The sequence below is a fragment of the Pseudomonas sp. Root71 genome (genome assembly GCF_001429045.1).
GTDB lineage: Bacteria > Pseudomonadota > Gammaproteobacteria > Pseudomonadales > Pseudomonadaceae > Aquipseudomonas > Aquipseudomonas monachiensis.
The window spans coordinates 212,196-228,303 of sequence record NZ_LMHY01000026.1 but is presented as its reverse complement, the minus strand read 5'-3'; the positions used below and the strand labels follow the sequence as shown (position 1 = coordinate 228,303).

13 protein-coding genes are annotated in these 16,108 nt (G+C 58.3%); 4 read left to right on the top strand and 9 right to left on the bottom strand.

What is annotated here, in order from left to right; all coding sequences use genetic code 11:
• Nucleotides 1–42: 42 nt before the first annotated feature.
• From bamA to rpsB, 9 genes are all read right to left on the bottom strand, one after another.
• Nucleotides 43–2,433: an outer membrane protein assembly factor BamA gene (gene bamA, locus ASD95_RS19490; protein WP_056720974.1), complete on the bottom strand. Its 2,391-nt coding sequence runs from the start codon at nt 2,431–2,433 to the stop codon at nt 43–45.
• 74 nt (nt 2,434–2,507) lie between these two features.
• Nucleotides 2,508–3,860: a sigma E protease regulator RseP gene (gene rseP / locus ASD95_RS19485; protein WP_056720976.1), complete on the bottom strand. Its 1,353-nt coding sequence runs from the start codon at nt 3,858–3,860 to the stop codon at nt 2,508–2,510.
• Between the two features lie 53 nt (nt 3,861–3,913).
• Nucleotides 3,914–5,104: a 1-deoxy-D-xylulose-5-phosphate reductoisomerase gene (ispC, locus tag ASD95_RS19480; protein WP_056720978.1), complete on the bottom strand. Its 1,191-nt coding sequence runs from the start codon at nt 5,102–5,104 to the stop codon at nt 3,914–3,916.
• A complete protein-coding gene (locus tag ASD95_RS19475; RefSeq protein ID WP_056720980.1) occupies nt 5,101–5,907 on the bottom strand; it encodes a phosphatidate cytidylyltransferase in 807 nt (268 codons plus the stop codon). The genes ispC and ASD95_RS19475 overlap by 4 nt, the downstream gene beginning before the upstream one ends.
• Nucleotides 5,907–6,662, bottom strand: a complete 756-nt coding sequence (gene uppS, locus ASD95_RS19470; RefSeq protein ID WP_046041127.1) for a polyprenyl diphosphate synthase — start codon at nt 6,660–6,662, stop codon at nt 5,907–5,909. Before uppS ends, ASD95_RS19475 begins: the two co-directional genes overlap by 1 nt.
• A 13-nt stretch (nt 6,663–6,675) precedes the next feature.
• The gene (gene frr / locus ASD95_RS19465; RefSeq protein WP_008000041.1) at nt 6,676–7,233 is read right to left on the bottom strand and encodes a ribosome recycling factor; all 558 of its coding nucleotides are present in this window, start codon (nt 7,231–7,233) and stop codon (nt 6,676–6,678) included.
• Entirely contained in the window at nt 7,230–7,973 is a 744-nt protein-coding gene (pyrH, locus tag ASD95_RS19460) for a UMP kinase (RefSeq protein WP_056720982.1), read from the bottom strand. Before pyrH ends, frr begins: the two co-directional genes overlap by 4 nt.
• Nucleotides 7,974–8,184: 211 nt before the next feature.
• A complete protein-coding gene (gene tsf / locus ASD95_RS19455; protein ID WP_008052779.1) occupies nt 8,185–9,048 on the bottom strand; it encodes a translation elongation factor Ts in 864 nt (287 codons plus the stop codon).
• A gap of 189 nt (nt 9,049–9,237) precedes the next feature.
• On the bottom strand, nt 9,238–9,975 hold the full coding sequence (gene rpsB / locus ASD95_RS19450) for a 30S ribosomal protein S2 (RefSeq protein WP_008052780.1): 738 nt from the start codon (nt 9,973–9,975) through the stop codon (nt 9,238–9,240).
• Between the two features lie 371 nt (nt 9,976–10,346).
• On the opposite strand from rpsB, the gene map reads away from it, so the two are divergent.
• The 4 genes from map (at nt 10,347) to ASD95_RS19430 (ending at nt 16,033) form a co-directional block, all read left to right on the top strand.
• Nucleotides 10,347–11,129, top strand: a complete 783-nt coding sequence (map, locus tag ASD95_RS19445) for a type I methionyl aminopeptidase (RefSeq protein WP_008057306.1) — start codon at nt 10,347–10,349, stop codon at nt 11,127–11,129.
• A 41-nt stretch (nt 11,130–11,170) separates the two neighbouring features.
• Nucleotides 11,171–13,873, top strand: a complete 2,703-nt coding sequence (locus ASD95_RS19440) for a [protein-PII] uridylyltransferase (protein WP_056720984.1) — start codon at nt 11,171–11,173, stop codon at nt 13,871–13,873.
• A gap of 67 nt (nt 13,874–13,940) precedes the next feature.
• Nucleotides 13,941–15,140 (top strand): succinyldiaminopimelate transaminase, encoded by a 1,200-nt coding sequence (gene dapC, locus ASD95_RS19435; RefSeq protein ID WP_056720986.1) that lies wholly within the window; start codon nt 13,941–13,943, stop codon nt 15,138–15,140.
• 164 nt (nt 15,141–15,304) lie between these two features.
• Nucleotides 15,305–16,033 (top strand): M12 family metallopeptidase, encoded by a 729-nt coding sequence (locus tag ASD95_RS19430; protein ID WP_056720987.1) that lies wholly within the window; start codon nt 15,305–15,307, stop codon nt 16,031–16,033.
• The last annotated feature ends 75 nt before the right edge of the window (nt 16,034–16,108 follow it).

The following is a 16,108-nucleotide window of genomic DNA, read 5'->3' as shown; positions in this document are numbered from 1 at the left end:
GCACTCCTACAAAATTCATTGTCGTTATCTTGGGTCAGACGCTTAGAACGTCTGGCCGAGAGAGAATTGGAACACTTGAGTTTCAGCGTCATCCGGTTTCTTGACTGGCATGGCCAGGGCGAAACTCAGAGGCCCCAGTGCGGTGACCCAGGTCACTCCCACACCGACAGAACTGGCCATGTTGCTCAGACTGACATCGTTACACTGCGTATTGGACTTCGACGCAGGGTTGGTGTTGGTCGTCTGCTCGCATTTGGAGTCGAATACGTTACCCACATCCCAGAATACCGAAGTACGCAGGGATCGTTGATCCTTGACGAACGGCAGCGGGAACAGAATCTCTGCACCACCCTGGATCAGGACGTTACCACCGAACGGCAGTGGATCCTGGTCCGGGTCAGCAAGAGTACCCGGGTTGCCCGTTTCGAGTGCGCCGCGGCTCGGAGTACTACGCGGCCCCAGTGTACTGTCCTTGAAGCCACGAACCGAGTTGAAACCACCAGCATAGTAGTTTTCATAGAATGGCAAGCCTTCGGTCGAACCGTAGCCGTCGCCATAACCCAATTCGGTGTGCAGGCGCATGGTGTAGTTTTCACTCAGCGGCTGGAACAACTGACCACGGTAGTCGAGTTTGAAGAACGACAAGTCACTACCCGGCACAGTGACTTCCGCCGTCAAGCTTTGGGAGTGACCACGAGTCGCCAAAACGCCTTTGTTCAGGGTGGACTCGGACCAACCGGCCGAAGCCTTGAAGTTCAGGTACTTGTCGCCTTCCTGGTTAACGAAGTCGAAGATCTCGTCGACGGTGTAAACGCCAGTCTTGATCGTGTCCTGTTGCGCATTCAGGCCGAAGGTCAGACGCGAAGTCTCGCTGATTGGATAACCGACACTCACACCGGCACCCAGGCTGTCCACGGCGTAGCTGGCGACGTCGGTATCGAGTTCGTCATAGTCAGTGGTGCGGTAGAACGCGTTGTAACCCAGGCTCACGCCGTCGGCGGTCCAGTAGGGGTCGACAAAACCGAAGTTATAGCGGGTCTGGTATTCGCTTTTGGTCAAGCCGACGCTGACCTTGTTACCGGTACCCAGGAAGTTGTTCTGGGTGATCGAACCACCGAGGATCAAACCGGCGCTCTGGGCGAAACCGACGCTGGCGGTAATCGAACCGGAGGCTTGTTCTTCAACGCTGTAGTTGACGTCCACCTGGTCATCGACACCCGGCACGGCCGGAGTCTCAACGTTGACTTCCTTGAAGAAGCCCAGACGTTCCAGACGGGTCTTGGACTGATCGATCAGGTAGGTCGAAGCCCAGCCGCCTTCCATCTGGCGCATTTCACGACGCAGCACTTCGTCTTCGGACTTGGTGTTGCCACGGAAGTTGATGCGGTTCACGTAGGCACGCTTGCCCGGATCGACCGCGAACAGGATGTCTACGGTGTGATCTTCTTCGTGCGGTTGAGGCACGCCGTTGACGTTGGCGAAGGTGTAACCCTCGTTCCCCAGGCGACGGGTGATCAGTTCGGAGGTGGTGGTCATCAGCTTGCGCGAGAACACCTGGCCTTTTTGCACCAGCAGCAGGGACTTGACCTGGTCTTCAGGGACTTTCAGGTCACCGCTGAGCTTGACGTCACGAACGGTGTACTTGTCGCCTTCGTTGACGTTGACGGTGATGTAGACGTGCTTCTTGTCCGGCGTAATGGAGACCTGGGTCGAAGCGATATCCATGTTGATATAGCCACGGTCCAGGTAGTAGGAACGCAGGCGCTCCAGGTCACCGGACAGTTTCTCACGGGCGTACTTGTCGTCGTTCTTGAAGAACGACAACCAGTTGGTGGTCTTGAGTTCGAACAGGTCGATCAGGTCTTCATCAGGGAAAACCGTGTTGCCCACAACGTTGATGTGCTGGATAGCCGCAACGGTGCCTTCGTTGATGTTGACCTTCAGGCCGACGCGGTTACGCGGCTGTGGCACCACTTCGGTGTCGACGGTAGCCGAGTAGCGACCCTGGGCGACGTACTGGCGTTGCAGTTCGTTACGCACACCTTCAAGGGTGGCACGCTGGAAGATCTCGCCTTCGGCCAGACCGGATTGTTTGAGGCCTTTCATCAAGTCTTCGGTAGAGATCGCCTTGTTACCTTCGATCTCGATACTGGCGACCGACGGACGCTCGACTACCGTGATGACCAGGACGTTGCCATCGCGGCCCAGCTGGATATCTTGAAAGAAACCGGTTTTGAACAACGCACGAGTGGATTCCACCAGGCGACGATCATCCGCCTGTTCACCGACGTTCAACGGCAAAGCACCAAAGACGCTACCCGCGGAGACCCGCTGGAGGCCATTGACGCGAATATCAGAGATAGTGAAGGACTCGGCGTGAACTTCGGCGATCATCAATACGGTGAGAACCGCAGTTAGCAGCAGACGTTTCATGAAGTCCTTTCTTATTCCAACTGGCAATAAACAAACTGCCGCAAAATGCGGCAGATTCGCAATTCAGCGAAGCGTTACAGTCGACCCAGATCATTGACAAGAGCAAGCAACATCACCCCAATCACCAAACTGATGCCGATCTGTATCCCCCAACCTTGCACCCGATCTGACAAGGGACGACCACGCACCCACTCGATCAGATAAAACAACAAATGCCCCCCATCCAGTACCGGAATGGGCAACAAATTCAGAACACCCAAGCTAATACTCAGATAAGCAAGGAAATTCAGGAAATCAGCAACACCCGACTGGGCCGAAGCGCCCGCCACTTTAGCAATGGTTATCGGTCCACTCAAGTTTTTTACCGAGAGCTCACCGAACAACATTTTCTTCAGTGAATCGAGGGTCAGCACGCTCATGGTCCAGGTGCGTCGTGCCCCTTCGCCAATTGCTGCCAATGGCCCGTAGCTGACCTCGCGGATCATCTCCGGCGGCCAGTCGATCGCTTTCACCCCTGCCCCCAAATAACCGCTGGGCGATTTGCTCTCGCCGCGAGCGGCAAGCGTCACAGGGACGTCGATTTGAGCACCGTCGCGCTCAACCCGCAGCATGATTTTGGTATCGGGATGCTTACGGACGGTATCGACAACCTGCTGCCAGTCATCCAGCGCACGGCCATCAAGCGCCAGCAACCGGTCACCGGTCTTCAGGCCGGCAGCCTGAGCCGGCCCCTTTGGATCGAGTTCGGCCAGGACAGGCGGCAATGCCGGACGCCACGGACGAATCCCCAATGAATGGATAGGATCGGGCTCATCAGCCCCTTTGAGCCATTTGTCCAGCGCAAGTTCACGAGGAGAATCGGTCGTGGAGCCTTGTTCGCGCACCAATACCTGCAATGAACCGCTCTCGCCCAGGCGACGCACCAGTTGCAGATTCACCGCCGCCCAGCCGGAAGTCGCCTCGCCATCAATGGCCACGATTTCCTGGCCGGGGCTCAAACCCGCCTTGGCTGCAATACTGCCGGACTCGACAGCGCCGATGACCGGACGCACCTGCTCGCTGCCGAGCATCGCCAACGCCCAGAAGAACACCAATGCCAACAGGAAGTTGGCTATCGGCCCCGCCGCTACGATGGCTATGCGCTGACGAACGGATTTGCGATTGAAGGACTGGTCGATCTGGTCGAGCGGCACTTCACCTTCGCGCTCGTCGAGCATCTTGACGTAGCCACCCAACGGGATGGCGGCGACGACAAATTCGGTGCCCTGCTTGTCATGCCAGCGCAGCAAAGGCATGCCGAAGCCTACGGAGAAGCGCAGCACCTTGACCCCACAGCGACGCGCAACCCAAAAATGGCCGAACTCGTGGAAGGTAACCAGCACACCCAGAGCGACCAGGGTGCCGACAATCATATAGAGCGCGCTCATCTACTTTCTCCGCATTCCTATCCGCTGCTGCGTGGGCCAACTATCCACAGCATTTACCGCCCGTGACGGCTCAACCATTGTCCGGCCAGCAATCGCGCCTTCGCGTCTGCCGTGAACACTGCATCGAGATCATCCACAGCCACTACGGGCTCCAGATTCAGTACTTCCTCGATGATACTCGCGATTTCCGGGTAACGAACCCGTTCGTCGAGAAATGCCGCCACCGCCACCTCGTTCGCCGCATTGAGCATGGCCGGCGCGCTGTTACCCGCTTCGGCCGCCTGACGGGCCAGACGCAGGCAAGGAAAACGCTCTTCATCGGGCGCCTGGAAGTCCAGTCGCGCAATGGCAAACAGATCCAGCGGCGCCACACCCGAATCGATCCGCTCCGGCCAGGCCAGGGCATTGGCGATGGGCGTGCGCATGTCCGGATTACCCAGCTGTGCCAGAACGGAACCGTCGACGTAGTCGACCAGCGAATGGATCACACTTTGCGGGTGAATCACCACCTCGACCTGGGATGGCCTGGCATCGAACAGCCAGCAGGCTTCGATCAACTCAAGCCCCTTGTTCATCATGCTGGCCGAGTCCACGGAGATTTTTCGCCCCATGGACCAGTTCGGATGAGCACACGCCTGATCGGGAGAAACATGCGCCAGCTCAGCCATTGGCGTCTGCCGGAACGGACCGCCTGAAGCCGTCAGCAAAATCCGGCGCACACCGACCGACTCAAGGCCACGGGCATAATCCAGCGGCATGCACTGGAAAATCGCGTTGTGCTCGCTATCGATCGGCAGCAACACCGAACCACTCTTGCGCACGGCCTGCATGAACAGCGCGCCGGACATGACCAGCGCTTCTTTATTAGCCAGGAGGATCTTCTTGCCAGCCTCGACCGCCGCCAGTGTCGGACGCAATCCCGCCGCACCGACGATGGCCGCCATGACCGTATCGACTTCCGGATCGGAAGCGACCTGGCACAAACCCTCCTCGCCCACCAGGACACGGGTCGAAAGACCCGCCGCGCGCAAATCATCCTGCAGGGTACGGGCAGCTGCGACTTCAGGTACCACGGCAAATCGCGGGACATGGCGCACGCAAAGCGCCAGCAATTCACTCAAGCGGGTGAAGCCAGTCAAGGCAAAGACCTGATATCGATCCGGGTGACGAGCGATGACGTCGAGCGTACTCAGGCCAATCGAGCCGGTCGCGCCCAGAACGGTAATCTGTTGCGGGCGGCTCATGGGGCCGCCATCCACAGCAGCACCGCAAACAGCGGAATCGCTGCCGTCAGGCTATCGATACGATCCAGCACGCCGCCGTGACCCGGAAGCAGATTGCTGCTGTCCTTGATCCCGGATTGACGCTTGAACATGCTTTCAGTGAGATCACCCACCACCGAAATGAACACGATCAGCGCGGCACCGATCAACCCCTTGAACAGTTCGGCCACCGTCCAGTCGCGCACCAGAGCAACGATTGTGGTAATCACCAGGCTCAACGCCAGACCACCGTACACGCCTTCCCAGCTTTTGCCCGGACTGACCTGCGGTGCGAGCTTGCGCTTGCCGAAAGCACGACCGGAGAAGTAGGCGCCAATATCGGCCCCCCAAACCAACACCATCACTGCCATGATCAGCCAATTACCCAGCGGGTATTGCTTGATCTGCACCAGGCCTTGCCAGGCCGGCAGGAGAATCAGCAGGCCGATCACCAACTTGGTCGCCGCATTGGACCAATGCTCGCTCGAACGCGGATAGGTCAGCACCAGATACGTCGCCACTGCCCACCACAGCACCGAAGCGCCCAATACCCAAGGCGCGAGGCCGGGCAGGATGTACATGAGGAACAGCGCCAAAGCGACCACAGCGGCATAGCCGACGCGGAACGCTTGAGCGGCGAAACCCGCCAGACGCGCCCATTCCCAGGCACCGAGGGTCACGACCAGCCCGATGAACAGTGCAAAACCGGAACCTTCAAGCAGGAAAAACCCGCACAGGGCAATCGGTAGCAGGATCAGCGCGGTGATGATTCGTTGTTTAAGCATTAAACCCGGGCTCCAGCCTCGACCTGCTCGCTCGTTTTACCGAAGCGGCGCTGGCGGGAAGCGTAATCGGCCAGCGCATTGCGCATGGCATCGTGTTTGAAGTCCGGCCAGAACAGGTCGGAGAAATACAGCTCGGCATAGGCCAACTGCCAGAGCAGGAAGTTGCTGATGCGGTGCTCGCCACCGGTACGGATACACAGGTCCGGCAGCGGCAGGTCGCCCGTGGCCAGACAGGTCTGCAGCAGATCGGGCGTGATGTCTTCCGGACGCAGGTGTCCGGCCTGGACCTCTCGCGCCAGTCGTTGCGCTGCTTGCGCGATATCCCACTGACCGCCGTAATTGGCGGCTATCTGCAGGACAAATCGATTGGCGCCGGCCGTCATGGCCTCGGCTTCACGCATGGCAGCCTGCAGCTCTGGATGAAAACGCGAGCGATCGCCAATGATGCGCAGGCTGATGTTGTTGTCGTTGAGGCGCTTGGCCTCTCGACGCAGCGCCTTGAAGAACAGATCCATCAAAGCGCTGACCTCATCGGCCGGACGCTGCCAGTTCTCGCTGGAAAAGGCGAACAGGGTCAGCACTTCGACCTTGGCCTCGGCACAAACTTCAATGACGGCACGCACCGCATCCACGCCCGCTTTATGCCCGGCGACACCCGGCATAAAGCGTTTTTTCGCCCAGCGATTGTTACCATCCATGATGATCGCGACATGGCGCGGCACCGCGGACGGTGCAGACTGCTTGGTCTTTTCCATGAAAACGCGACCCTTATACGGCCATCAGGTCTTTTTCTTTCTGCGCCAGGTCCGCGTCGATTTTAGCCACGAACTTCTTGGTCAGATCGTCGATCTCGCCAGTCGCACGACGCTCCTCGTCTTCGCTGATCTCTTTTTCCTTGACCAGATCCTTGAGCTGGCTGTTGGCATCGCGACGGATGTTGCGCACGGCAACACGGGCATCTTCAGCGACGTCACGAGCCTGCTTGGTGAAGCCCTTGCGGGTTTCTTCGGTCAGGGCAGGCATGGAGATCAGCAGCAGTTCGCCGAGGTTGGTCGGGTTCAGGTTCAGACCCGCGCTACCGATCGCCTTGTCGACGGCACCCAGCATGTTGCGCTCGAAAGCAACGACTTGCAGGGTACGGGCGTCCTTGACGGTGATGTTGGCCACTTGCTTGATCGGGGTGTCGGAGCCGTAGTACGGCACCATCACGCCTTCCAGGATGCTCGGGTGCGCCTGGCCGGTACGAATGCGGCCGAAGTTGTGCGCCAGCGATTCCACGGATTTCTGCATGCGCTCTTGAGCGTCTTTCTTGATTTCGTTGATCATTGTGCGCCTTCCTCGATCAGGGTCCCTTCCGCGCCGCCGTGTACGATATTCAGCAGGGCGCCGGGCTTGTTCATGTTAAATACGCGTAGTGGCATCTTGTGGTCGCGGCACAAGCAAATGGCCGTCAGATCCATCACACCCAGCTTGCGATCCAGCACTTCATCATAAGTCAGATGATCGAACTTCTCGGCATGCGGGTCTTTGAACGGGTCAGCGGTGTAGACGCCATCGACCTTGGTCGCCTTGAGCACGACGTCGGCATCGATTTCGATTGCACGCAGGCAGGCTGCCGAATCCGTCGTAAAGAACGGGTTGCCGGTACCGGCCGCGAAAATCACCACGTCCTTGGAGTTCAGGTGGCGCATGGCCTTGCGACGATCGTAGTGATCGGTCACGCCAACCATGGAAATAGCGGACATCACGATGGCCGAGATGTTGGCGCGCTCGAGAGCGTCGCGCATGGCCAGGGCGTTCATAACAGTGGCCAGCATGCCCATGTGGTCGCCGGTGACACGGTCCATGCCAGCCTTGCTCAGCGCTTCACCGCGGAACAGGTTGCCACCACCGATAACCAGACCGACCTGAACACCGATGCCGACCAACTGGCCAACTTCCAATGCCATGCGATCCAGAACTTTCGGATCGATCCCGAACTCTTCCGAGCCCATCAGGGCCTCGCCGCTAAGCTTGAGTAGAATGCGTTTATAGCGAGCCTGATAACCACTGCCCTGCTGAGCCATTGCGAATCTCTCCTGCGGCGTATTTTAAAAATTCTTTGCGAGCTGTTTACAGCTGGCTGTTCAATCTAGCTTGGCGCTGCTTCAGCGCCATCGGAACATGGCTTTGTAAGCCAGTTCCAAAGGGAAACCAAATAAAAATTGATACCCCATCTGAAAAGAGGCTGCGCGCGTGAGCGGGCAGCCTCTTCTGGGCGACAGTTAAAAAACCGTCTTATTGCTTGGCGGCAGCCAGCTGGGCAGCAACTTCTTCTGCGAAGTTGTCCACTGGCTTCTCGATGCCTTCGCCTACTTTGAAGTAAGTGAAGGAAACGATTTCAGCGCCGGCTTTCTTGGCCAGGGCACCTACGGTGACTTCCGGGTTCATGACGAAAGCTTGCTCGACCAGGCTGGCTTCAGCCAGGAACTTGGTGATGCGGCCAGCGATCATCTTCTCGACGATTTCTGCCGGCTTGCCTTTCATCTTGTCTTCGTTCAGGGTCAGGAAAACGCCCTTCTCGCGCTCGATGGCCTCTGGCGAAACCTGCGATGGCAGCAGGAACTCAGGATTGCTTGCCGCCACGTGCATGGCGATCTCTTTGGCCAGCTGAACATCGCCGCCCTTGAGAACAACAGCAACACCGATCTTGTTACCGTGCAGGTAGGTGCCGACAACGTCGCCCTCTACGCGCACCAGGCGACGAATGTTGACGTTCTCGCCTACTTTGGCAACCAGTGCTTCACGAGCCGATTCCTGAGCGGCGATCAGCGGAGCTGCGTCGGTCAGTTTTTCGTCGAAAGCTTTTTCTACACAGGCAGCAACGAAGTTCTTGAAGTCGTCTTGCAGGGCCAGGAAGTCGGTCTGCGAGTTGACTTCCAGCAGCACGGCTGCCTTGTCGTCAGCCTTGATGGCGATAGCGCCTTCAGCGGCAACGTTGCCAGCTTTCTTGGCAGCCTTGATGGCGCCCGAAGCACGCATGTCATCAATGGCTTTCTCGATGTCGCCGCCAGCCTTGGTCAAGGCCTTTTTGCAGTCCATCATGCCTTCGCCAGTACGCTCGCGCAGTTCTTTGACCAACGCTGCAGTAATCTCTGCCATTTCAAAATCCTCTTGGATAGGTTTTCAACCATTCCACCCGATCGAACGGGCGATCAATTCTTCCCCAACCACCCTTGTTAGCTGCCGCACGTTACAGATAGAGCAGTGGGCGCCGACAAATGGTTTTCGAGGTGGCAAAAAGGGGGCCAAGCCCCCTTTTTGCTTACTGAGTCAACGCCAGGGCGTCAATTACTCAGCTGCAGCCTGAGTTTCTTCAGCTGCGAACTCAACGGTGCCGCCGGCAACATTGTTGCGACCGCGGATGACAGCGTCAGCCATCGAACCCATGTACAGCTGGATAGCGCGGATTGCGTCATCGTTGCCTGGGATGATGTAGTCAACGCCTTCCGGGCTGCTGTTGGTATCGACTACGCCGATAACCGGGATGCCCAGCTTGTTGGCTTCGGTGATCGCGATGCGCTCGTGATCAACGTCGATAACGAACAGAGCGTCTGGCAGACCGCCCATGTCCTTGATACCACCCAGGGAACGATCCAGCTTTTCCAGGTCACGAGTGCGCATCAGCGCTTCTTTCTTGGTCAGCTTGGCGAAAGTACCGTCTTCGGCTTGAACTTCAAGGTCACGCAGACGCTTGATGGAAGCACGGATGGTCTTGAAGTTGGTCAGCATGCCGCCCAACCAGCGGTGATCGACGTACGGCGAACCGCAACGTGCTGCTTCTTCAGCAACGATCTTGCCAGCGGAACGCTTGGTGCCGACGAACAGAATCTTGTTTTTGCCCTGGGCCAGACGTTCTACGAAAGTCAGAGCTTCGTTGAACATTGGCAGGGTTTTTTCAAGGTTGATGATGTGGATCTTGTTACGCGCGCCGAAAATGTACTTGCCCATTTTCGGGTTCCAGTAACGGGTCTGGTGACCGAAGTGCACACCGGCCTTCAGCATATCGCGCATGTTGACTTGGGACATGATAGTTCCTTAATAAGTCGGGTTTGGCCTCCACGTATCCCAATGACCAACCAGCAGCATCAGCTGAAGGCACCCAGGTCATCGTGTCGACACGTGTGTGGATTTAGGCTTTACGGGACATCCCCGGAAAGCGGCGCATTTTATACCATAAGGCAGGGCAAAACGGAACCCGGATTCTGAAATCCTGGCGAGCGTTTTGCTCAATCCCTTGGAATCCGCCAAGAATGCACCATTCTATAGAGAGAAGCGATGCACGCGGGCGCAGATTTGCGCTGCTCGTCTGGTAGAATCGCATTTTTCAGGGCCGCGAAGTTCGATCGCGCAATGCCCTTTCCGTTTAGAAAGCGCCGCCTGGCGCAGAGAGAGCCTGTATGACCGTCACCCTCAAAACCCCCGAGGATATCGCCAAAATGCGTATCGCCGGCAAACTGGCCGCCGATGTGCTGGAAATGATTGCCGAATACGTCAAGCCGGGCGTTACCACCGACCAACTGAACCAGATCTGCCACGACTACATCGTCAATGAGCAGAAAGCCATCCCTGCCCCGCTCAACTACAAGGGCTATCCAAAGTCGATCTGCACGTCGATCAACCATGTGGTCTGCCATGGCATCCCGAACGACAAGCCGCTCAAGGATGGCGACACCCTGAACATCGACGTCACCGTCATCAAGGACGGTTACCACGGCGATACCAGCCGCATGTTCCACGTCGGCACCGTGCCGGTCTGGGCTGAGCGCCTGTCCCAGGTGACCCAGGAATGCATGTACAAGGCGATCGAGATCGTCAAGCCCGGCTGCCGCCTGGGCGACATCGGCGAAATCATCCAGAAGCACGCGGAAAAGAACGGCTTCTCGGTGGTTCGTGAATTCTGCGGCCATGGTATCGGCAAGGTGTTCCACGAAGAGCCGCAGATCCTGCACTACGGCCGAGCCGGCACCGGAATGGAACTCAAGGCTGGCATGACCTTCACCATCGAGCCGATGATCAACCAGGGCCGTGCCGACACCAAGGTACTGGGCGATGGCTGGACCGCGATCACCAAGGACCGCAAGCTCTCGGCACAGTGGGAACACACCCTGCTGGTGACCGAAACCGGTTACGAGATCTTCACCTTGCGCAGCGATGACACCATCCCTCGCGTTTCGGCCTGATCCCGTTACCGTACATCGCCTATAGAAAGGAAAGCCAATCGATGCCGCAGGTGGATCCCGAACTCTTCGACCGCGGCCAGTTCCAGGCTGAACTGGCCCTGAAGGCAAGCCCGATCTCGGCCTTCAAGAAGGCGATCCGCCAGGCCCGCGAAGTGCTCGACACGCGCTTTCGCAACGGCCGGGACATTCGCCGGCTGATCGAGGATCGCGCCTGGTTCGTCGACAACATCCTGCAAAAGGCCTGGGAGCAGTTCAGCTGGAGCGAGGACGCCGACATCGCACTGGTCGCGGTCGGCGGCTACGGCCGTGGCGAATTGCACCCCTATTCCGACATCGATTTGCTGATCCTGCTGGACAGCGCCGACCACGAGGTTTTCCGCGATTCCATCGAGCGTTTTCTGACGCTGTTGTGGGACATCGGCCTGGAAGTCGGTCAGAGCGTTCGTTCGGTCGACGAGTGCGCCGTCGAGGCCCGCGCCGACCTGACGGTCGTCACCAACCTGATGGAAAGCCGCACCATCGCCGGCCCCGAGCATTTGCGCCAGCGCATGCTGGACGTCACCGGTACCGGGCACATGTGGCCGAGCAAGGACTTCTTCCTGGCCAAGCGTGCCGAACAAAAGGCTCGCCACCACAAGTACAACGACACCGAATACAACCTGGAACCCAACGTCAAAGGCTCACCCGGCGGCCTGCGGGATATCCAGACGATTCTGTGGGTAGCCCGTCGCGAGTACGGCACCCTGAACCTGCGGGCACTGGCTGGGGAAGGGTTCCTGGTGGAGAGTGAAAACGCCCTGCTCGCCTCCTCCCAGGAGTTCCTGTGGAAGGTTCGCTATGCCCTGCACATGTTGGCTGGCCGCTCCGAAGACCGCCTGCTGTTCGATCACCAGCGCACTATTGCCGGGCTGCTGGGCTTCAAAGGCGACGACGCCAAGCAAGCCATCGAAAACTTCATGCAGCAGTATTACCGGGTGGTCATGAGCATCGCCCAGCTCAGCGACCTGATCATCCAGCACTTCGAGGAAGTCATCCTCGCACCGGAAGACGAATCGCCACCGCAGCCGATCAACTCGCGTTTCCAGTTGCATGACGGCTACATCGAGGCACGCAACGACAACGTTTTCCGCCGCACGCCGTTCGCCATGCTCGAAATCTTCGTGCTGATGGCCCAGCAGCCGGAAATCAAGGGCGTGCGCGCCGACACCATTCGCCTGCTGCGGGAACACCGCCACCTGATCGACGACGACTTCCGCAACGATATTCGCAACACCAGCCTGTTTATCGAATTGTTCAAATGCAAGATCGGCATCCACCGCAACCTGCGGCGCATGAATCGTTACGGCATCCTGGGGCGTTACCTGCCCGAATTCGGTTTCATCGTCGGGCAGATGCAACACGACCTGTTCCACATCTATACGGTCGATGCCCACACCCTGAACCTGATCAAGCACCTGCGTAAGTTGCAGTACACCCAGGTGTCGGAAAAATTCCCGCTGGCCAGCAAGCTCATGGGAAAACTGCCCAAACCCGAGCTGATCTACATGGCCGGCCTGTACCACGACATCGGCAAAGGCCGACATGGCGACCACTCGGACATCGGAGCGGTCGATGCCGAGGCGTTTTGCCAGCGCCATCAGCTGCCAGTGTGGGACAGCCGCCTGATCGTGTGGCTGGTGCAAAACCACCTGGTGATGTCGACCACCGCCCAGCGCAAGGACTTGTCCGACCCGCAGGTGATCCACGATTTCGCCCAGATCGTCGGCGACGAAACCCGCCTCGACTACCTGTATGTGCTCACCGTCTCCGACATCAACGCCACCAACCCGACCCTGTGGAACTCCTGGCGCGCCAGCCTGCTGCGCCAGCTCTACACCGAGACCAAGCGCGCCCTGCGTCGCGGCCTGGAGAACCCGGTGGATCGCGAAGAGCAGATCCGCCAGACCCAGAGCGCCGCCCTGGATATCCTGGTGCGCGGCGGCACCGACCCGGACGACGTCGAGCAGTTGTGGGCGCAGCTGGGTGATGACTATTTCCTGCGCCACACCGCCGGCGACGTCGCCTGGCACAGTGACGCGATCCTCCAGCAACCGGCCGACGGCGGACCACTGGTGCTGATCAAGGAAACCACCCAGCGCGAGTTCGAAGGTGGCACGCAGATCTTCATCTACGCCCCTGACCAGCACGACTTCTTTGCCGTGACTGTGGCCGCGATGGACCAGCTCAACCTGAACATCCACGACGCCCGGGTCATCACCTCCAGCAGCCAGTTCACCCTCGACACCTATATCGTGCTCGACACCGACGGCGACTCGATTGGCGATAACCCGGCGCGGGTAAAACAGATCCGCGAGGGCCTGACCGAAGCCCTGCGCAACCCGGACAACTACCCGACCATCATCCAGCGCCGGGTACCGCGTCAGCTCAAGCATTTCGCCTTTGCGCCACAGGTGACGATCCACAACGACGCCCAGCGCCCGGTGACGGTGCTGGAACTCACGGCGCCCGACCGCCCGGGCCTGCTGGCGCGCATTGGCACGATCTTCCTGGAGTTCGACCTGTCGTTGCAGAACGCCAAGATCGCCACCCTCGGCGAGCGCGTGGAAGACGTGTTCTTCATCACCGACGCCAACAATCAGCCGCTGTCCGACCCGCTGCTGTGCAGCCGCCTGCAGGATGCGATCGTCGAACAGCTGAGCGTCAACCAGGAACCTGATATCAAACTGTCGCGCATCAGCATCTGAATCAACATATTTCCCCTGTGGGAGCCCCCTAGCCACAAGCTCGCTCCCACATTGAAAGAGGCCCCCGATGAACAACGCTCTGTCCCAGCTCCAGCCCTACCCGTTCGAGAAACTCCGCGCCCTGCTCGGCAGCGTGACGCCAAACCCGGACAAGCGTCCGATCGCGCTGTCCATCGGCGAGCCGAAACACCGTTCGCCAAGCTTTGTCGCTGAGGCTTTGGCCAGCAATCTGGAAAAAATGGCCGTGTACCCGACCACACTCGGTATCCCGGAGCTGCGTGAAGCCATCGCGGCATGGTGCGAGCGGCGCTTCGATGTCCCCAAGGGCTGGATCGACCCGGCGCGCAACGTGCTGCCGGTCAACGGTACCCGCGAGGCCTTGTTTGCCTTCACCCAGACCGTAGTCAACCGTGGCGATGACGCGCTGGTAGTCAGCCCGAACCCCTTCTACCAGATCTACGAAGGCGCGGCGTTCCTCGCCGGGGCCAAGCCGCATTACCTGCCGTGCCTGGACGAAAACGGCTTCAACCCGGATTTCGACGCCGTGTCGCCGGACATCTGGAAGCGCTGCCAGATCCTGTTCCTGTGCTCGCCAGGCAACCCGACCGGCGCCTTGATCCCGGTCGACACCCTGAAAAAACTGATCGCCCTGGCCGATGAACACGATTTCGTAATCGCCGCGGACGAGTGCTACAGCGAACTGTATTTCGACGAACAGACTCCACCACCAGGCCTGCTCAGCGCTTGCGCGGAATTAGGCCGCAAGGACTTCAAACGCTGCGTGGTGTTCCACAGCCTGTCCAAGCGTTCAAACCTGCCAGGCCTGCGTTCGGGCTTTGTGGCCGGTGATGCCGACGTCCTCAAGGGATTCCTGCTCTACCGCACCTACCACGGCTGCGCGATGCCGGTTCAAACCCAACTGGCCAGCGTTGCCGCCTGGAATGACGAAGTGCACGTGCGCGCCAACCGGGCGCTGTATCGCGAGAAGTTCGATGCGGTGCTGGAAATCCTCAGCCCGGTCATTGACGTACAGCGGCCGGATGGCAGCTTCTATCTGTGGCCGAATGTAGCCGGTGACGACGCTGCGTTCTGCCGCGACCTGTTCGAGGAGGAGCACGTGACCGTGGTACCGGGTTCTTATCTGTCGCGGGATGTCGATGGCGTCAATCCGGGAGCCGGACGCGTGCGCATGGCGTTGGTTGCGCCGTTGGCGGAGTGTGTCGAGGCTGCCGAGCGCATTCGTGATTTTGTCACTCGTAATCGATAATTCAAAAACCACCCGCACTGTGCAATGCAGTGCGGGCGACCTTCAACTAGCGCAACACTCTCTAATAGTCAGAAACTTTACCTTCGAATAACTAAAAAACTAATCTCCACGCCGAACCCAAGCGTTTTTTCAACCTTAGGAAGTTATCGACAAGGAGATAGTCAATGCTGAATGAACAGCCCTGCAAAATTATCGGCCCATTAAATGAGCAAGATTCATACGAGACGGCCATCAATGAAAACCCCAGCAATGCCCCCACCGCATCACCAGGTGGTCGAAACAAACGCGGCGTCGCCATTCATTCCAAGTTCTGGGCTAGCCACAGAACGCTGAAAATTGCTTTCCTCAACCCGCCATCCAGCACACACCGTGAGGCAGCGATAAAGGCCATCAAAGTATGGCAACCCTCCATCAATCTCAAACTGGATTTTGTCAACGGCACAGAGGGCGATATCCGTATCACCATGGAGCCCCCCCTTAACTACTCCGCCATTGGCACTGATGCCATGTTGCGCGGTCCTGATGAAAACACAATGAACATCGGCACGGATCCAGAGCACCCCGGATTCGAAGCCACTGTTCTACATGAATTTGGCCATGCGCTGGGGATGCAACATGAACATCAACATCCAAAAGCCGATATTCCATGGAACAAACCCGCCGTCTATGATTTTTACTTATCCGCCTATCAGTGGAGCAAAGAAGAGGTCGATCACAACTTATTCAAATTACTTGAAGACAAACTCACCCGCACGACGGTCTACGATCCAACTTCAATCATGCACTACCCCATATCCAACGAACTTACGACGGGCGATTGGTCGGTACAAAAAAATACGATACTTAGTCAAAATGATCGTCGCCTGATGCGCAAGATTTACCCAAAACAATAATGCAGCCGGATTCAAGACATTACTTACCAACTCACTTTACCGCTCCAAGCCTGGCCTCACTTCGGTCCAATTCCC